The 17,810-nt window shown below is 54.3% G+C and carries 14 protein-coding genes and 1 pseudogene; 8 read left to right on the top strand and 7 right to left on the bottom strand.

Features of this window, described 5'->3' with window-relative positions; translation table 11 throughout:
* Positions 1–164: 164 nt before the first annotated feature.
* The 3 genes and pseudogenes from hfq to IGW03_RS31070 all read right to left on the bottom strand — a co-directional run.
* A pseudogene (gene hfq / locus IGW03_RS38430) lies at positions 165–368 on the bottom strand (RNA chaperone Hfq); the annotation flags it as partial.
* Between the two features lie 41 nt (positions 369–409).
* Positions 410–799, bottom strand: a complete 390-nt coding sequence (locus IGW03_RS31075; protein WP_194726334.1) for a hypothetical protein — start codon at positions 797–799, stop codon at positions 410–412.
* Positions 800–1,190: 391 nt separating this feature from the next.
* The gene (locus IGW03_RS31070; RefSeq protein ID WP_194726333.1) at positions 1,191–2,627 is read right to left on the bottom strand and encodes a sensor domain-containing diguanylate cyclase; all 1,437 of its coding nucleotides are present in this window, start codon (positions 2,625–2,627) and stop codon (positions 1,191–1,193) included.
* A gap of 192 nt (positions 2,628–2,819) precedes the next feature.
* Between IGW03_RS31070 and IGW03_RS31065 the strand changes: the two genes are divergently transcribed.
* The gene (locus IGW03_RS31065; protein ID WP_194726332.1) at positions 2,820–3,092 is read left to right on the top strand and encodes a hypothetical protein; all 273 of its coding nucleotides are present in this window, start codon (positions 2,820–2,822) and stop codon (positions 3,090–3,092) included.
* A 119-nt stretch (positions 3,093–3,211) separates the two neighbouring features.
* Here the strand turns inward: IGW03_RS31065 and IGW03_RS31060 are convergent, their stop codons facing one another.
* Positions 3,212–4,585 (bottom strand): hypothetical protein, encoded by a 1,374-nt coding sequence (locus IGW03_RS31060; RefSeq protein ID WP_194726331.1) that lies wholly within the window; start codon positions 4,583–4,585, stop codon positions 3,212–3,214.
* A gap of 328 nt (positions 4,586–4,913) precedes the next feature.
* On the opposite strand from IGW03_RS31060, the gene IGW03_RS31055 reads away from it, so the two are divergent.
* Complete coding sequence (locus tag IGW03_RS31055) at positions 4,914–5,339, top strand: hypothetical protein (RefSeq protein WP_194726330.1); 426 nt, start codon at positions 4,914–4,916, stop codon at positions 5,337–5,339.
* A gap of 24 nt (positions 5,340–5,363) precedes the next feature.
* Here the strand turns inward: IGW03_RS31055 and IGW03_RS31050 are convergent, their stop codons facing one another.
* Positions 5,364–5,687, bottom strand: a complete 324-nt coding sequence (locus IGW03_RS31050; RefSeq protein WP_194726329.1) for a hypothetical protein — start codon at positions 5,685–5,687, stop codon at positions 5,364–5,366.
* Positions 5,688–6,101: 414 nt separating this feature from the next.
* Here IGW03_RS31050 and IGW03_RS31045 point away from each other — a divergent pair, with 414 nt between their 5' ends.
* Positions 6,102–6,581 carry a hypothetical protein gene (locus IGW03_RS31045; protein WP_194726328.1) on the top strand — a complete coding sequence of 160 codons (480 nt, stop codon included), beginning with the start codon at positions 6,102–6,104 and terminating at the stop codon, positions 6,579–6,581.
* A 133-nt stretch (positions 6,582–6,714) separates the two neighbouring features.
* Here the strand turns inward: IGW03_RS31045 and IGW03_RS31040 are convergent, their stop codons facing one another.
* Positions 6,715–6,918, bottom strand: a complete 204-nt coding sequence (locus IGW03_RS31040) for a cold-shock protein (protein ID WP_194726327.1) — start codon at positions 6,916–6,918, stop codon at positions 6,715–6,717.
* Positions 6,919–8,846: 1,928 nt separating this feature from the next.
* Here IGW03_RS31040 and IGW03_RS31035 point away from each other — a divergent pair.
* Positions 8,847–9,689 carry an ankyrin repeat domain-containing protein gene (locus IGW03_RS31035; protein WP_194726326.1) on the top strand — a complete coding sequence of 281 codons (843 nt, stop codon included), beginning with the start codon at positions 8,847–8,849 and terminating at the stop codon, positions 9,687–9,689.
* A 491-nt stretch (positions 9,690–10,180) separates the two neighbouring features.
* Complete coding sequence (locus IGW03_RS31030; RefSeq protein ID WP_194726325.1) at positions 10,181–11,401, top strand: GGDEF domain-containing protein; 1,221 nt, start codon at positions 10,181–10,183, stop codon at positions 11,399–11,401.
* A gap of 137 nt (positions 11,402–11,538) precedes the next feature.
* Here the strand turns inward: IGW03_RS31030 and IGW03_RS31025 are convergent, their stop codons facing one another.
* On the bottom strand, positions 11,539–12,192 hold the full coding sequence (locus IGW03_RS31025; RefSeq protein ID WP_194726324.1) for a hypothetical protein: 654 nt from the start codon (positions 12,190–12,192) through the stop codon (positions 11,539–11,541).
* Positions 12,193–12,655: 463 nt separating this feature from the next.
* Between IGW03_RS31025 and recD2 the strand changes: the two genes are divergently transcribed.
* From recD2 to IGW03_RS31010, 3 genes are all read left to right on the top strand, one after another.
* On the top strand, positions 12,656–14,854 hold the full coding sequence (recD2, locus tag IGW03_RS31020; RefSeq protein ID WP_194726359.1) for an SF1B family DNA helicase RecD2: 2,199 nt from the start codon (positions 12,656–12,658) through the stop codon (positions 14,852–14,854).
* A gap of 90 nt (positions 14,855–14,944) precedes the next feature.
* Positions 14,945–15,712: a hypothetical protein gene (locus tag IGW03_RS31015; protein ID WP_194726323.1), complete on the top strand. Its 768-nt coding sequence runs from the start codon at positions 14,945–14,947 to the stop codon at positions 15,710–15,712.
* Positions 15,713–16,257: 545 nt separating this feature from the next.
* Entirely contained in the window at positions 16,258–17,391 is a 1,134-nt protein-coding gene (locus IGW03_RS31010; protein WP_194726322.1) for a J domain-containing protein, read from the top strand.
* Positions 17,392–17,810 lie beyond the last annotated feature (419 nt).

Here is a 17,810-nt window from a genome sequence, read left to right as displayed (position 1 = left end):
CCCTTACATGGTCTTACGGCGGTAACCATGCCGTGACTGCGCTAGTCTTCCCGAACAATGGTCCTGCGCGTCGCTTTGCGCGTCACCACAGGCACCGGGCTCGGCTCTAACCGATTCACCAGGCGTTTGGCTGGAGTCGGTGGCGCTATATGCTGGGCTTTCGTTGCCGGCATGATGCTGGCCACCATATGCTTATAGACGAGTTGTGTACCTGTACCCTGGCGCAGTAACACGGCATGCTGATCGAACGACTCGATCATGCCCATCTGCTTCATCCCGTTGACCAGATACACCATGACCGTCGCACGCTGCTTGCGAAGATCATTCAGATAAGTCGCCTGCAGCGCATCGTTGTTAGTGCGTGCCATCGTCTTTCATTCCTTCGTGTACTGCCCTGCTCCGTCCTGCTCTAGATATCGTACCTTGCCAGCATGGCGTCGGCCGTCAGCGGTAGTGCAAAGTAAGGAGCTTCAATGGTAATGCTGCCGCCGTCCTTCTTCTTGCGCCTGTAAGGCTGCGGACTGGTCATCGCGAGCAGTTGCTGGCGTAGCAGCTTGGCCAGCGAGATACGCTTTTGTGAGCGTTTCAAGCCGATCCGGCTACGGTACTGAAAGCCGTCTTCGAATACGATCTGGATCTGGCATTGGCCTTCACCCTTTTCCGGGGCATCTGCCGCCCAGCGTTCCAGCACTGCATTAGCCAGCACCAATGTACTGACACGGGCTTGCATAACGACGCCATCAATGCGTTCGATCAGAATGCGCGCGATATCGATCTTGTCACAAGGTTCAATGACCAATTGCTATCCTTTTGGCGCGCCGTTGCGCCTCGTCCGATAAAAAAGATCAAACCACTCCTCCACCAACCGGGCCTGTGCCAGCAGCGGCACAAAGAAAAAAGCCCGCAGTCCTTGCGGAAGTTGCGGGCGAATCCAATTCAAGAAGAGTTGGAGGAGACAAGGATATAGTACCGGTGTACAACAGTACTGTCTTCTTTCAAGTGCGAATGACAGACATTTCTGTTACTTATAACATCGGAAAAGGCAAAAGCCCACAGCACAATGTACTGTGGGCTTTTACGTGTCTCCTGCCGTCCTCTTTGGGACTGGATTTTTATACTGCACGGCGATTCTCTATCAATTTCCCGGTTTTGTCATCGGGCAGTGCAATATTATTAACGCCAACGTGTAACTAGAACGTTGCCTGCGCTAGTTGATTGCGCCCCTGCGCCTTTGCCAGGTACAACGCCCGATCGGCTGCATTGACCAGGTCCATTCCAGATCGGGTGGCGCCCTGCCCATTGCCATGCGAAGCCAGTCCAATAGAGACCGTCACCTTGAATGACGTATCCGCATCGACCGTGTGATGGAAGGAGGCGATAGTTTCGCGGATCCGTGACAGCACCTTCGCAGCCGCTTCTCCTGGTGTACCTGGAAAGAGAAGCACAAACTCTTCGCCGCCATATCGTGCAAAGATATCGCCATTCCGAATCTGCGACTGGATGACGTGTGTCACCGACTGTAAGGCCGCATCGCCCACGGCGTGACCATAGGTGTCGTTGACGCGTTTAAAATAGTCGAGATCGAGCATGGCGACTGACAACGGCCAGCCATGCCGCACTGCGAGGTCGAATTCCTTGCCCAGCGCATCGTCGAAGTAAGCGCGATTGTGTGCTCCGGTCAGCGCGTCGCGTTGTGCCCGCTCTTCCATTTCGCGAGACTGTCGCAGATTCGCGATAAAGATCAGCTCCTTGGCTTCGGCGACCAGCGCGTCGGCTTGTGAGGCCTCCACCAGGGGCAGATCAAAGAGATCTTCAACTTCCTTGACGCCTTCACGCATGCCGTCGATGATGTTGGTGAGTGCTTGCGCTTCCATGCCAAGCCACTTGGCAGCGGCATTGGTAGCGCGCAGGGTCACCACTGGGTCGGTTGGTTTGAGGAAGACGTCCGCCAGATAGCCAGACACGGCGACACAGCTATTCGGATTCACGGCAATCTCACCTTTGGGCTCGATATGACTGGTCAGGCATGACACCGCGAGGTGATCCGGCAGGTGCCAGCGTTTCAGCAGCCAATACCCCACTTCATCATGGCCGGAGCCGAACGCGGCGCGTTCTGCCAGTAAGAGCTGGTCGTGGTCTGCCGCGCCAGCGGTGGCTTGCGTATAACTCTCCGCTAACGCCGTTTGCATGGCAAGGATGCCGATATCCTGCAGCAAGCCAGCTAGCAGCAAGTCGTCGGCGGGCAGCCGGAAATGTTGTGCCAACACCCGGCATGCCAGTGCGGACAGGATGGAACGCTGCCAGAATAATTGCGCTTCATTGCTCTGACGGGAAGATTTCAGCCCTCCTACGAGAGAGAACGATAGCGCAATAGTGATCGCCGCATGTGTGCCGAGAAGACTGATCGCCTGCCGCACATTACTGGCCGATCGGCGGGAGTTATACAGCGGCGAGTTAGCCACTTTGAGCATCTTGGCCGCCAGCGCCGGGTCGAACGCCACGGCATCGGCAATCTGCATCAGGCTGGCATTCGGGCTGTTTGCCAGTTCGATGATGCGCACTGCTGTTGACGGCGGTGTAGGCAGCGAAGTGCAAATTTTAAGCCGACGGATCAAGTCTTCGTTCATGGGAGGCGAAGTATTAGGCGATGGACGATTGTATCAGCTGGCAATATGAAACCAGCAACGGTTTAATCGTTGCACTTCCTTGGGCTCAACGAGCACGATGTGGTACCTAAAGTTACAGCTTGCGTTCCGTCAAATACGATGTATCCTGAATTACACGGCACGATTCAACAAGAACGTATAACGGAGGCATGCATGTCGGTTCATCTGGAAAGATGCAGCAATGCTTTATGCCGTCGACTCTATGAAGTCGAGCACTTCAGTCCTTGTTTTGGTGGCCGCGGCATGCGTGTGGGCGTCATTGAATGTCCGCATTGCGCGACAACGGTGAGCGCCAAGCCATCACTTGTCTATGTAGCTCGCGCCTTGCCCATGCTATGGGAGCGGTGGAATGAAGACGACGATTTAGAACCGATGAATTACCAGCCTTCCGCTACCGGCGTGCCTCCGTCGACCGTCGCTCTCTAATTAGATCCGCCTGTTCCAATGATGTCTTAGCTTCTGGCGACACCATGTATAGGATCACTGCGGCTGCAAACGCTGTGTCGTAACGCATCGGCAGCCGCGCATGAACCTAGTGAGCCGGATTACGGCGTAGGTTTAGGACGGCGAAACTGCCGCTTCTTCGGAAAACCTGTTCCCTGCCCTTTGCCATTGGGGTTGCCCTGTTTGCGTGGCCACCGCGGCTTTTCATTGATGGTGCCGGGGTTGGACAACCAGGCATTGAGCTGTTCACGTACCTGGTTGATACCTCCGATGACTCGCAGATACCGGTTTCTGAAAGTCTTCCTCAGGTACTCGTCTGCCGGAGCTGGTATGTCTTCCCGCAACCCCATCATGCGCTGGCAGCTACGCAGAGAGGGCGCCGTACGAAGCTCTTCCAGCGGTACCATTTTCAATTCCAGTTGCGGATAGTATTGCTGAAGGTCTTCGAAGTCACGTGGACTGGTGCCGATCAGGGCAATCATGGGCTTGAATGCACTGTTGGCTGATGGTGGCAGCTTTGGATCAAACAACGGTTGCACATCCGATTCTGCATGCTCACCATCTTCATCATCGTGTGCGTGGCTTGAGATCGGCGGTAGCTCGGCAACCATTCCTGGCTCATCCTGATACGAGGGCCGCGCGTACGAAGTTTTACCTTCTTCTTCGTATCTGCGCGACTGCTCTCTTGCTGAGGACTGACCTACCCCGCTGAGGGCTGTCTGGAACAACGACGACATTACGTGAGTTCCGCCCTGCTCCATCAGCTTATTAACCAGCGCGTTGGCCAACTCCTGGCAGAACATCGACACGAATGGTCGTGCCATTTCAATGAAATCACCACCGGCCGCTGGCAAAGGTGCTGGAGCTGCCTGAGTTCGGGCTCTGGTCTCCTTGACATGGCTCTGGCGGGGTGCTGGCTGTGGAGCACTGTCGGCGTGATGTTTTGCCGGCTGTCCTGCTGCAGGAGGCGGCAGAACACGGCTTGTTTGCTCCTCTGCATTTGGCAATATCGAAGATGCGTCATCGTTGCTGCTCGTGGCGCTTTCCGGCGTTGGGGCCACACTCGGTTCGGCATCGGTGATTTGCACTTGCCTACTGCTTTTACGGGCTTTACGCTGCTGCGGCTCATCCGCTACGGTTGCAGCGGGCGTTGCATCATTAGCGATACCGGCTTGCTGTGATCCAGAGAACAGATCATCCTGTGCGGAGCTTCCTACCTTTTGCAGGATACCGTGGAGTCGCTGCCGAATCGCCTGGAAACCCTGCGATATCGAAATCAGTTTGCGATGCCGATCTTCCGGCAACGCATCATCCTGCGCCAGGAAGACGTCTTTGGCCTTGACTTCGTCCAACTGCGCTGACTGCAATAATTCACGGCCTTTGACGTCAAGGAGCCGCCTGGCGATCAATTCCCATTCATCTTCTGTCCACTTGATAACGGCGGGAGCAGCAACCGGTTCGGGTTTGCGAGGCATGACTTCTCAGTATAGGTTGGAGGTCTTCAATGAATCAGGTGTTCGTGCCTGACCGGCGCGCATACATCTTGGCCGTGTCGGCGCCGTGTCTTCTGCTTATGGGCATAAACGGCTTAATTAAGTTCCTACGTGCAGCCAAGGTGGTATTTAGCGTTCGCTACCGTACCGACGTCTCATGTAAATCAAGGTAGCGTTACATCAACGCAAATACGCTTTGGCGCTCTGTCGAGCCAATGTGCAAGGATAGCACGATCGTTCGAGAAATGAGTATCGCGTATGGTGCACCGATAAGGAGAGACATGCTGTCCCAGAACAATAAGAGCATCACATGGAAAATACACGGCCGAACGTACTGGTAGCGGAAGTGCCGGGCGTGATTCCATTGGTGCAAGAGGCATGGCATGACCATTTTTCGTTGACCTTCTGCACCTCGATGTCGGATGCGGAAAGTCTTCTGGAGAGGCCGTTCGATGTCATCGTCTGCGGTACGCACTTTGCTGAAAGTAAGATGTTCGATTTGCTTCGGCTCGCCAAAGCCAAGTCGGAAGCGCAGGCCGTTCCCTTTCTCTGCATCCGTGTCCTGGATAGTGAATTGGATAGCACGGCCTTCCAAGGCATCAGTATTGCCGCATGTGCCCTTGGCGCTGCTGGTTTTGTCGACCTTAGCCGCTGGCGCCGTGAGTACGGACTTGATCATGCGCGTGAAAAGTTACGCAACCTGGTGTCGTCTCTGGCTGCTGGCCAGCATGGCTAACGGCGTTCGGTAGCGTAACGTCGGCTAGCGCCCTGCTTGGGCTACCAATTCCTTGGCCTGCAATAACAGGTCGTCGCGTACCGGATCAGGCTTGTCGCCCGTCGCCAGCTTGATATATCCAGTGAGATCGCGCACCAGTTTGACAAAGGCGGCCCGCTCCGCAGGCAGGTTTTCATCAAGGGCAGCTTCAATTTGCGCGACGAGTTCGAGAACAGACGCCGGATCGACAACCCGACAATATGAGGCCTGCCAGTCGTCACGCTGTTTAGCGTCTTCCAGCGCCTGTTGGCAAGCGGCTTTAACGGTGTCGAGAGAAGGCATCGTGATACAGGAATTTTCAAGATTCATTGTTGAGTGTAACCCCCGGCCCGTAGTCTAAACGTTAGAAACCAAGGGACCGATGGAGAGGGTGTTATCCGCCTACCGCATGACTGAGCCGGTAGATAGCGATTGCTTTATTACCATACCGTATATCTCTTATAACAAGAATAAAGAGGACAGTGATGATGCAGAGCAGTATAGTAACACCTGTCTCCTCCAACTCTCCTTGAATTGGATTGAACCCGCAGCCCTTGGTCTGCGGGTTTTTTTCGTCCTAAGTTCTCTCCTAGGTGCTTGAACTGCCAATCGGGTAGCAAAATAGAGCTGGCTCTGCCGATACTTGAGATTTATCACGCCGCGCCGCTGAACAAAGCGTAATAAGGAATTGTCCATTACGGAACTTAAATTAACGCAACGTTCACTTAAATGGAGACTCTCACCATGGCGAATCTCGGACCTGCAGCGAAAGCCATCGAACAAGAATTGAACCATGCACGTCAAGGCATGCAGTACTACGCCAAGCTTGTTGAAAATCTTGAAGGCGTGCTGGAGACACTCACCACACTCGATACGCCGGCAACAGGCAGTCGCGCAAGAACTCGCACCGCAGCCCCAGCCAAAGCCAGGGGAAAAACTGCCGATACGCCGAAGGCTACTGCCGCCAAAGGCGCAAAGCAATCCAAATTGCCGTCCACTGGCAAGGATTTCTGGCCAACATTGTTGACTGATACGCCTCAGCCGGCCTCCGAGGTGTTGAAAGCTGCGATCAACGCCCTTGGCATCAAGCCGGACGCGGATGACCGTAAGAAGCTGACGCAGCGGATGTCCAACGCGCTGAGTGTCATGGCCAAAAACGGGGATATCAAGGCAGAAGGTAGCGCTCGTGCGCGGCTTTACTCAAAGAAAACGGTAATCCATTAAGTGCAAAGGACCGTTGGTCAATGTACTCGGTCCTTGGCAAAAAATCCCCCTTTTCAGGCTTCTAAGCCTGAAAACGAGCCAACCACCCACCCTGATCTCGTTACCCTGATCAGGGCAGGCTCAATAATCAAGCTTATTCGGGGACGATATTTGACGCCTGCATGCCCTTCGGACCCTTTGTGACTTCGAAGGAAACCTTTTGGCCTTCCTTGAGGGTTTTGAAGCCCGAGCTTTGAATCGCAGAGAAGTGGGCGAAGAGATCTTCTCCACCCTGGTCTGGTGTGATGAAACCGAAACCCTTGGAATCGTTAAACCACTTGACGGTACCTGTTGCCATAACAATCTTTCCCATGTGTGCGGAATGAACCTGACCAGTATGGAAATTGTTAGCTGGTCCAGGAACGATCTATCGAGTCGGTAATACTTGGTCTCCTCCTCGACGAAGCAAAGTATAGCTTAGCGAAGCAAAGAGGCAAGTATTGGTTAATGACTGATTATGACCGATGGACGAGAAGATGATGCCGCAAGGGATGTTGAACAACGTTGTTGCCGCCGCGCGATCAAACGGCCAAGTCCGACGCAGCAGGGAACGACGTCTGTTGTTGCTTCTGATTGTAAATCGGATTCATCGATCCAAAGACGGCTGGTCGTCCCTGAGTGCATACAAATGAAAAAAGACCCGCAGCCTGACCGGGCCACGGGATAAACTTCGCACTAGGTGTTGACGTATCCACTGTAGAGGCGTTTCATAGTCGCCCGCTTATCCTGTCGCAAGGAGCCGCTCCAGTTGCTTGAGGCACGATAATAAGATGAACGAGAGCCCTATCCAGTTTCATTCGAGTGCGGGTCGGCGGCAGAAAAAACTGTGAAACCAAGTAGTAAAACCGTTCGACAAATAGGTGGCCGTTGCCCTGCAAAATAGATAAAGGACACAGAGACCCTATTGTGGTCTGACCTAGTACACTTGCCCGGCCAGTATGCGGCGCTTGAGTAATTCGTACTCGTCCGGCGAAATCACGCCTTCCTGAAGTAACCGGTTCAAATCGCCCATTTCTCCACCACGGGGATAGCCGCGGAAACCTGCTCGCTCTCCCATTGTCCGACGCCGGCTCAACCATAGACAGGCAGCTCCTCCTATCAGGGCAACTGTGACGACTCCTGTGATCCATCCAATGGCACTCACCCTGATCCCCTGTGTAGCTGTGCAAGTTTAGACGGGTGTAAGGGTAGCGTGTTTTGATGACAAGCTACTTCTTTTGTCATCTCGTGCGGCATTTTTGCTACAGTCCTTCCCAGGCTCACTGAACCCTCCGTGCGTCTCATATTTGTGGGATGCGCGTCCATTACCTTTGCGCTCTAATTGTTAGATCTGCACTCAGGCAAGCGATAAGGCAGTCCTCAACATGCGTTTACAAAAAGACATCGTGGTATCAACCGTACTCGCTATCACCATCGTTGGCGGCGGCTTATGGTTACTGGATAGGTCGACCTCGATCTCTACGCCCTCATGGCAAAAGGCGCCTGAGCAACCGAGGAACATCACGGACCGCAACATTTCCACTTCTCGAACAGATCGTCAACCTGAGGGCAATGCGTCTGACGCTGCAGCCATCCCTCCTCCGTCTGCACACGGGATCAGGAAATGTACTGTCGATGGCAAAACAACTTATTCGAATAGCGAATGCCCCGAAGGTACGCAAACAAAAACCGTCGTGTTACACGACTCTGGCGGAATCGTTAGTCCTCCGAAGGCTGATTTACTAATGCTGATGGCGCAGCGCAAAGCCGCCGAAGGACAGCATGGTGGCCGACAAAGTGTTGTAACAATGGGGAGGCCCCAGTCCGCGACTGAGGAATGCGGCCTCCTCGACCAGCATGTCCAATACCTGGATTCGAAGGCCCGCCAGCCGCAATCTGCCACCACGCAGGATTGGATTCGCCAGGAGCGATCCAAAGCCCGGGACCGTCAAGTCGCTCTGCATTGCTAAGGGGCCCGTACCTGATTCGATTTTTACCGGTCAGGTCTTGCGATGCCTCGTCTGGCACTAATGGAATTGCCGCCATACTTGCTAAATAGTCATTGAGATGTCGGTGTATCCCGAAATGCGGTCGCACAGTGACTGCAAAAGTTGCATCATGGGGATTTTTTCCGCTAGCTGTTGTCATAGATGATTGATGAACGCAACCAAGAGGACCTGTCCACCTTTTGTTGGGATATGCCGTTCACCTTCACCCCGCCTCTACCTAAACAGAAGCCCACTACCCATGAATCTCGAGACCGATCACCAAACCCGGCAACGCAACGACAACGAAAGCTTCCTCGCGGCTGCTTCGGCAGGGGCGGTCGACACGATCGCCTTGCTGCTGGATGAGCGTGGGGTGGACATCAACACCGTCGATCGTCTCCGCCAAACCGCCCTATTCCATGCCATTCAGGCCAGCTGCGCAGACTGCGCGCTTTTCCTGCTCAAGCGCGGCATTGACTGGCGCATTCACAATAAACGAGGGCTGCGGGGCCTCCATCTGGCAGCCGGCATGGGCCTCGACGAGGTTGTCAACTGGTTGATTAACGCCGGCGACGATGTCAACGTCAGCCGCGCAAACATAGACACACCACTCATCATGGCAGCGCGGCACGGCAAGTCAGGCATTGTGCGACGCCTGCTAGATGCCGGCGCTGATTTCAATGCTCTTGGCGGAAAACAGGTTACGGCTCTGCATGCGGCAACAACGGCGGCGATGACTGCGACGCTGTTGGCTGCGGGAGCGGATCCAGAAGCACGTGACAAGCAAGGCGAGACGCCCCTGTTCGGGGCTGCACGGTGTGGGCGGGTGGACCAGATGCGCCTATTGATTAACGCGGGCGCCGATGTGAACGTGCTCAATGAAAAACGCGAAACTGCGCTTTTCCAGGCGGGACAGCGCGGCGTCATCGAGGCAGTTGATTATCTTCTTAGCGCGGGTGCCAATCCGGATCTGCCAGGAGACAGCGATCGCTCGCTGACCGCTGCCGCAAGAAGAAATCCATCCCTGCGCACCTACATGACGGGTCGGGCGATGCGTGGCTGTATCGATGCTGCACTGGCTGAGATCGCCCGGCCTGTCTAGCCGCCGATTTCAACAAGCACATTGCGGTAGCGGGCTTCGTCATTCCCATCGCTTTAAATACGCTATTTGGGACTTGACATTCTATCGACGCACTAGGGTTGTGCACATTCAACAGCGTGTTAAAAAATATCTTTTGTTATTTATAAGATCTTGCACATAGGAACGACACACTCTCCGTAAGTCATTGATTTATATCAGTTCCAAAAGATGCTCAAGAAGAAGGCAATCTAGCCAGAACCCGCATGGTACTTGAGCGTTTTCGGTGTCAACCCCCGGTTATTCACAAAGTTGTCCACAGACAATGTGGATTATTGGAAAAACCCTTCTTTGACAATAGGTTGCAGCGATTTTTGAATTTGAAGTCGCAAGTCGGAGCCGCTGTTCACGTCCATTCGAACGTGCCTTTTCCTACTGCCGCCTATTGTCGAGCAACGTAACTTGTACTGCAGGGTATTGCTTAAGAGAAATGCGCCTATGTTAGGATAATTGCGTTGCGCACCATCCATCCGTTTTCTGGCGTCGACCACCTGTGTCCGCCATCGCTTATGTTAAGTACCCAACAAGTCTTCCTGATTGCCTCGCTGCTGTGCTTTGTTACCTTCCTTGTCCTGTTTTCCTTTAGGGAGAACGGCGTAAAAGGAATCCGGCAGATTATTCTGGCCAGTGTGCTGGGTATGGCCGGTAACATCCTGTACGCCTATGGTCGCGAGTTGTCCCCGTTCTTCGCCTATGAAGTGGCCAACGGCGTCTATGCCGCTGCATCGGCGGCGGTCCTGGTCGGTTACCGTCGCCTGTTCGGGCGGCTGGCCAATACGCGCACCCTTGCGGCCGTCGTCGCCGGATTAACGGCAGCCGTTGGCTACTTTCATTATGTGCAGGATTCTTTCCTGGCCAGGACAGTCATAGCCTCCCTGTATCAAGCCGGCGTCGCAGGTGCCATCGGTTACACGTTGCTGCGATCGAGGGCTGAATGGCGCCGCCCCTACTATCCTAAACTCTTCATTCTGGCGATGTGCAGCATGATTGCGGCCGGCCACATCTACCGTGTGCTGCGCCAGGTCTTTGCCGACAACCCGCCTGCATCTTTGCTGGAACCATCGGGCTGGAACGTACTCATCCTTGCTGCCGGCGCTTTTGCCTTGCCGGTACTGGCCTTCGGCGCCCTATTGATTGCGCATCGGCGCATTCTGCTACTGGCCGAGCATGCGGCGAACCATGATTTCCTGACTGGGGCGTTATCGCGCCGCGCTTTTTTCGACATTGGAAACCGCGAGATCGCACGCGTGGTGCGCACTGGGAGGCCGATGTCGCTGCTGCTGATCGACATGGATAACTTCAAGCCGGTTAATGACATGCTTGGCCACGCTGCTGGCGACCGTGTACTGCAAGACTTTGTGCACGAGGTACAGCAGGAACTGCGCAGCATCGATTCACTGTGCCGTATGGGCGGTGATGAATTCGCCGTGCTAATGCCAGAAACCAACCCGTCAGGCGCGGCTGCGGTGGCGGATCGGCTTCGCATTAGAATTGAACAATCTCATGCATTACTGTCAGGCGTGACCTTGAGCATCGGCGTAGCGACTCAGCAACCGGAAGACACGCTCAATTCGCTTGTTACGCGTGCCGATGCCGCCTTATATACGGCCAAGCAGGGAGGACGCAATCGAGTGTCGATGAAGCAAGAGCTCGTTACGCATGCGTGTTCGACCTGACGTCCATCGTCATTAGTACTTACAGTGCCGTCTCGGTACGCTCGCAGAATCGATAACGGGATTGGTTGCAGCGAACGTAGCCTGGACACAGCTCCCGATGCTCAAACGTCATACGGACCGAGCGGCTTGCTGCAGCGTCAGGATGTGGTTGCGTTTCTTCGCTGAGCAGTACTGGATTTATTGGCACGGGTACGGGGCGCTTTCTTTGGTACTGCCTTTACTGGAGCAGCCTTTTTCGCAGCAGATTTTTTAGTGGCGACCTTCTTGGCTGCCGTACCTTGGCTCAAGGTTGCGTTCGACTTCTTACCGGGGCGATTGGCTGTGCTGGCAGAGGACTTAGTCACCGGTTTCGTTGAGGCAGCCCGTACGCCCGATCGGGTGCTCTTTACTGCCTTCCCAGCTGGCGCCTTCACCGCTTTTTTTGTACTGGTCTTCTTAACTGCTGCGACCTTAACCTTATCCACACTGCCTTTCGCATTGGCGTTCGATGTCTTCTCGAAGCGCGCGAGCGTCTCGCTCAGCATGCGGTGTTTGTACAGCGTGTCCTTCAGCTGTGACTTTGCCGCTGCCTGACCTCCCGCTTTTCCACCTTTTGATGTTGCAGTGCCGATCTTGGCCTGCTGACGCTCGGCCAAGGCCTGATACTTATCACGGAGCTTGCGGGAGCGTTCAATCCGTTGACCCAATGCCTTCTCACTCAGCGCATTGACAGCTGGTGTGAAGCTCTCATCAACGAGTTTGAATTCGGGTTCTGACAGAATCTTTTGTGCGGTTCCACGGCGTAGTGGCATCTTGGCCTCCTTTGAGTTAAACATTTGCCAGCAGCATAACCACTTAACATCAATAAGGGAATGATGAAGGACAAAAATGTGAGCCCGAATGCTCCATTCCTTTAGAAATCAACTGAATTTCGCGAGGAACAAAAATGGCGGGCTCGTCAGAAAGCCGGCCCCCTCGATTGGACAATCACTGCCCTTCCACTACCAATGTGTGTGCAAGCAAATCATGAAGCATGATCGTGTACTGGTCTGTCGGGACAACGGCCGCAGCATAGACCTGTACATTATCGACTTCGGTTCTCCGGGGCGATATGCCCAAGTCAGGTAGCGAACGGACTTGCTCATCAAGTTGGTCAATCCCGCCTCATAGACCATGGAAGGCGAGTCGAGGCCGATGGTCCGCAAATACGTTACATTGCCGGAAGAAGCGATACTATATCGCCATCTCTTATGGAAACGATGCACGCCTTCAGCCATGCCCGCTCATTCGACTTCCCCCGCGTCCCGGTCTGAACTGGATCATCTCGCTGGCTTGGTGGAACGCGTGACGTTTCACAATCCCGATAACGGCTTTTGTGTCTTACGCCTGAAAGTCAAAGGCGAGCGAGAACTTGTTACGCTGATTGGCCATACGCCCATGGTAACGCCTGGCGAGTATGCCTCGGCATCCGGCAACTGGGTGACCGATCGTGAACATGGCAAGCAGTTCAAGGCAGTCTTCGTCAAAATATCGCCCCCCAATACCCTGACAGGGATAGAGCGCTATCTCGGTTCAGGCATGGTCAAGGGAATTGGCCCAGTCTATGCGGGCCGGCTGGTGAAAGCGTTTGGCGCGGCAGTATTCGATGTGATCGAACAAACGCCGGCGCGATTACGCGACATCGAAGGCATCGGGGAAATACGCGCAAAGAAGATCATTGCGGGTTGGGCAGACCAAAAGATCATCCGCGAGATCATGGTCTTCCTGCATGGTAACGGCGTATCCACCTCTCGTGCAGTACGCATCTTCAAGACTTACGGTGCGGATGCAATTTCTATTGTTACCGAAAACCCCTACCGCCTGGCGCAGGATATCCGCGGCATTGGATTTCTGTCCGCCGACACCATTGCCCGCAAAATCGGCATTGCGGCGGATTCGCCGCTCCGTGCCCGCGCTGGTGTGTCCTATGCGCTGGCAGAAGCCTCTGCCGAAGGCCATTGCGGCTTGTCCCGGAGTGAACTGGTCAAGCTGGCCGTCAAGCTGCTGGACATTGCCGAGCCCGTGATCGAGGAAGCGATTGATCAGGAATTGACCGAAGGTACCCTCATCGCCGATACGGTCGACGGTATCCCGAGTGTCTTTCTAGCCGCGCTTTACCAGGCCGAGCGCGCCATCGCCTCACACGTGGGACGGCTGAAGTCTGGCCAGCCGCCGTGGAAGGAGATCGATGCCGACAAGGCCATATCATGGGTAGAACAAAAGCTGACCATTGAACTTGCCGAAAGCCAGCAGCAGGCGGTTCGCCTGGCGTTGTCGTCGAAGATGCTGGTCATTACTGGGGGACCTGGTGTCGGCAAGACCACCCTGGTGAATGCGATACTCACTATCCTGCGCGCTAAACAGGTACGTGCATTATTGTGTGCCCCAACGGGACGGGCTGCCAAGCGATTGTCCGAATCGACCGGTCTTGAGGCAAAGACCATTCACCGCCTGCTTGAAATCAATCCCGCCAACGGGGAGTTCAAACGCAACGAAGACTTTCCGCTGGATTGCGACTTATTGGTGGCTGACGAATGCTCGATGATCGATGTACCACTGACCAATCAACTGCTCAAGGCAGTGCCGAGCAAGGCGGCGGTCATTCTTGTCGGCGATGTCGACCAGCTTCCGTCAGTGGGTCCAGGGCAAGTGCTATCGGATTTGATCAATTCCGCTGCCGTGCCCGTTGTGCGCCTGACCGAGGTGTTCCGGCAAGCTGCGACGTCTCGCATCATACGCAGCGCGCATCAGATCAATCAGGGGCTCTTCCCCACTCTGCCGAACAAGGATGAATCGTCAGACTTCTACCTCGTGCCTGCTGAGGAACCGGAGGCTATTGCAGAGACGATGGTTGGGTTGGTCAAGACACGTCTGCCGAACAAATTCCAACTTGATCCGTTGCGGGACATCCAGGTGCTCTGTCCAATGAACAGGAGCCTGACCGGCGCCCGCGGCATCAATGAGTTGCTGCAGAAAGCGCTGAACCCGCCCGGAGAACACAGTATTGAAAAGTTTGGCTACCACTTCAGCGTCCATGACAAGGTCATGCAGGTTGAAAACAACTACGATCGCGATATCTACAATGGCGACATCGGTTTTGTTGCACATATCGATACCGATGAGCAGGAACTCACCGTAGACTTTGACGATCATCTGGTCAGCTACCCGTTCGGCGAACTAGATGAACTGGTGCTGTGTTATGCGACAACCATCCACAAATCACAAGGCTCGGAATACCCTGTGGTCGTCATTCCGGTATCGACCCAGCATTTCATGATGCTCAAGCGGAACCTGATCTATACCGGCATAACGCGTGGTAAGCGCCTTGTGGTGCTGGTCGGACAAAAGCGTGCACTGGCCATGGCGGTCAAAGGCAAACAGACGCAGCGAAGGTGGTCGAAACTGGCAGAATGGTTATCCGCAGGCCGATCCTGAGTATCCAATCGGCAATGCAACAACAGCCCTCTTGGCACGCAGACCGCATCGACTTCAGTGGTGCGCAGAAAGAAAACCACTACATATTCAATGATTTCCTATAGATGGCAATTCTCCCCACGCTTTAGGCGCCACGCTTTTGGCTGGAAGTCGCAACCCGCCATTCTGCGTATCAAGGAAGCGGTAGCCGAAATCAAACAAGTCGCCCGAAAAGAGCCTGTGCTCGCCGCTGAAGGAGCTATCCTGTTCCTCGAGAAGTTGTCACCGGCAATCGAGCACGTCGACAGTTCGTCTGGCGCCATTGGCACTGCTGTCAATCGCGCAATTGAATCCCTGGTAGTGGTCATTGCTAATGCGCAGGTAGAGCATGAAACGCGCCAACGGTGGCTGGAACGGCTATGGCGTGCCGTCGAGGATGACGCGATCCCGTATCTTGAATTACTGGCAGACTTCTGGGGAGAGCTATGCGCGACACCAGAAATTGCCTCCAGATGGGCCGATGAATTCATTCCCTTGGTTGAGCGCGCGTGGGATCCTCAGGCCACTGAATTCCGCTACTTCAAGGGGACGAGCTCTTGCCTGAGCGCGCTTTATGCAGCTGGCCGGCATCAGCAATTGCTGGCACTGCTGGGGAAAGCGCGGTTTCAATGGTGGCCGAACAGGCGGTGGGGCGTGAAGTCCCTGGTCGCCATGGGCAGAAATGCCAAAGGGATTCGTTATGCGCAAGAGTCCAACGGATTGAACGCACCTTTGCAGGACATTGGCTGCACATGCGAGCCTGTTCTGCTCCCATCCGGTTTTGCAGCAGAAGCGTACAAACGGTATGCTATGGAGGCGAATCAAGGTATGCCCATCTGACGACGTTTCGCGCTATTGCACCAGGCATGCTCGCTGAAACCATCCCACGTAATGTCGTTGCGCATCGTCCGGGCAGGAAGGTAAGTGGTTTGCAGCAGCGAAGGACGCAAGCTTATTCGATCTGGCCATTGAGCTGGTCACCCAAAGTCCTGCCCACCCTCGCACTCTGGCACCTGCAGCCCGGAATTATGCGACCGAGCAACCCAACTTCGCGATAGTCGCAGGTATGGCGGCGCTGCGCCATATCGTGCAAGAGAATGACTAAAATTACGGGAGTAGATGGGCTCGATGCCTACTCGGCGCTCATGGAGGCTTCTGCGGCAGCTGAAAGGCAAAACGCAATGACGCATGGTGAAATCCGCACCCTTTTGTCCGCTTGTCCGGAAAACAATTTTGTCTACAAGGTCCTGTCCCCTTATATGCAGCCCCAGCCAGTGATATGGCAAGACAGAAGCATGTGACGCCAGACGCTCATGCCGCCACCCTACTTGCATTTCTCTTCATTTGCGGTACATTCGCCGTTTCAATCGTAGTGGTGTGTCGCCATGGTTTCTTCCTCGGGCAACGTTCGCATCGTTGAGCAAAAGGCAACGTCTTCCTTGTCCAACGCGCAAAAAACCTTCAATCGGCTGAGCAAGAAGATTGCCAAACAGCGTGAGGAGCTCAGCGCTTGGCAAACGACCATCCCGCTCTATCAGGAAAAGTATGCACGAGAATTCGATCCGCTCCTGCAAAGCTTTGACGACTACCGTGTCCAGCTCGTGCACATCTTCGATCGGCTCTATGCCGACAAGATATTCAGCAAGACCGACAGAACCAAGCTGCAACACCTTATCTGCGCAATGGCCGCCGATCTGCTTGATTCTGGTGAGCATGAGGAATTGAAGGAGATCTATAACCGGCACAGTGGCTCCGATTACGACGCGGAAGAAGAACAGGACAATCAAGAGATCAAGTCCATGATGGAACGGATGTTGGGTGTCGAACTAGGAGACGATATTGACATGCGCACCCCTGATGATTTCATCGACCAGATCAGCAGGCAGCTGCACGAAAAATTGCATCAAGATGCGCAGGATTTTGAAAACCCACCCGCTTCGCGTAGCAGCCGGAAGAAATCAGCCAAAGCAATGGCGAAGGAAGCGCGGTTGCAAGCTGAAGCGCAACAGGTAAGCCAGTCCATACGGGAAGTGTTTCGAAAACTGGCCAGCACGCTGCATCCGGACAAAGAGCCGGACCCAGAGGAGCGGGCCCGTAAAACCGAGCTGATGCAAAGGGTCAATAGCGCCTACAGCAACAACGATTTGCTCGCGCTATTGGAGCTGCAACTGGAAATCGAGCAGATCGACCAGGCCGCGATCAACTCCATCTCGGAAGATCGGTTGAAACACTACAACAAGGTCTTGAAGGAGCAGTCAGCGGAACTGCAGCACGAACTCGACATGGTCGAGATGTCCTTCCGGACGCATTTTGATTTTCCGCCCTATGGAGCTTTGTCGCCGACCATGGCGGTCACCGTGCTTGAAAGAGACATCGCCCAGATTCGGGAAGACATTGATGGTTTGAAGGAGGACGTGGAATCGCTTCAGGACCCAACAAATCTAAAAAGATGGCTGAAGGCTTATAAGATCGTCCGAAGGACAGCGTTCGACCTTGACCCTTTTTCTGGGAAGTTTTAAGTACTAAGTTTTGACCAGCTGTCGTCCGCAAGCATGTCAAGTGCTCGTCCTTAGAAGGAGCTGGTTACGGTCAACCGAATATTGTGAAACAGGATGACACATTCCACGCATAATGTCGGGCCTTGAGAGCGGCACAGGGCGTAATGGCGGAAGTGTTTCCGCTAAACATCACATCGTCCTGTTAATTGATGATCGGTCCCATACGAAGGATCCGAACGCAGCAGCACTTCTCAGTAGGCTCACCGGAGGGGATGACGAACGATGGCGGCGAACTATCGCATGGCAGAAACTTAGAACGTGATCGATATTTTTTTGTCCAAGCCGGGTTTGTGATGAGGTTGATCCGGAATGAGCAGGAAGTATTATCCAAGCGATATCAGTCGTGAACAGTTTGACCAAGTTCGGCCTTTGTTGGAAGG

Source organism: Noviherbaspirillum malthae (assembly GCF_015352985.1).
GTDB lineage: Bacteria > Pseudomonadota > Gammaproteobacteria > Burkholderiales > Burkholderiaceae_D > Noviherbaspirillum > Noviherbaspirillum malthae.
Note: the sequence above shows the minus strand (reverse complement) of the source record. Positions and strands in the feature narration are given on the sequence as shown.

What these genes read in the sequence shown, in the direction of transcription:
- IGW03_RS31070 (WP_194726333.1), bottom strand. Translation starts at nt 2,627, where the DNA reads ATGAACGAAGACTTGATCCGTCGGCTTAAAATTTGCACTTCGCTGCCT.
- IGW03_RS31065 (WP_194726332.1), top strand. Translation starts at nt 2,820, where the DNA reads ATGTCGGTTCATCTGGAAAGATGCAGCAATGCTTTATGCCGTCGACTC.
- IGW03_RS31060 (WP_194726331.1), bottom strand. Translation starts at nt 4,585, where the DNA reads ATGCCTCGCAAACCCGAACCGGTTGCTGCTCCCGCCGTTATCAAGTGG.
- IGW03_RS31055 (WP_194726330.1), top strand. Translation starts at nt 4,914, where the DNA reads ATGGAAAATACACGGCCGAACGTACTGGTAGCGGAAGTGCCGGGCGTG.
- IGW03_RS31050 (WP_194726329.1), bottom strand. Translation starts at nt 5,687, where the DNA reads ATGAATCTTGAAAATTCCTGTATCACGATGCCTTCTCTCGACACCGTT.
- IGW03_RS31045 (WP_194726328.1), top strand. Translation starts at nt 6,102, where the DNA reads ATGGCGAATCTCGGACCTGCAGCGAAAGCCATCGAACAAGAATTGAAC.
- IGW03_RS31040 (WP_194726327.1), bottom strand. Translation starts at nt 6,918, where the DNA reads ATGGCAACAGGTACCGTCAAGTGGTTTAACGATTCCAAGGGTTTCGGT.
- IGW03_RS31035 (WP_194726326.1), top strand. Translation starts at nt 8,847, where the DNA reads ATGAATCTCGAGACCGATCACCAAACCCGGCAACGCAACGACAACGAA.
- IGW03_RS31025 (WP_194726324.1), bottom strand. Translation starts at nt 12,192, where the DNA reads ATGCCACTACGCCGTGGAACCGCACAAAAGATTCTGTCAGAACCCGAA.
- recD2 (WP_194726359.1), top strand. Translation starts at nt 12,656, where the DNA reads ATGCCCGCTCATTCGACTTCCCCCGCGTCCCGGTCTGAACTGGATCAT.
- IGW03_RS31015 (WP_194726323.1), top strand. Translation starts at nt 14,945, where the DNA reads ATGATTTCCTATAGATGGCAATTCTCCCCACGCTTTAGGCGCCACGCT.
- IGW03_RS31010 (WP_194726322.1), top strand. Translation starts at nt 16,258, where the DNA reads ATGGTTTCTTCCTCGGGCAACGTTCGCATCGTTGAGCAAAAGGCAACG.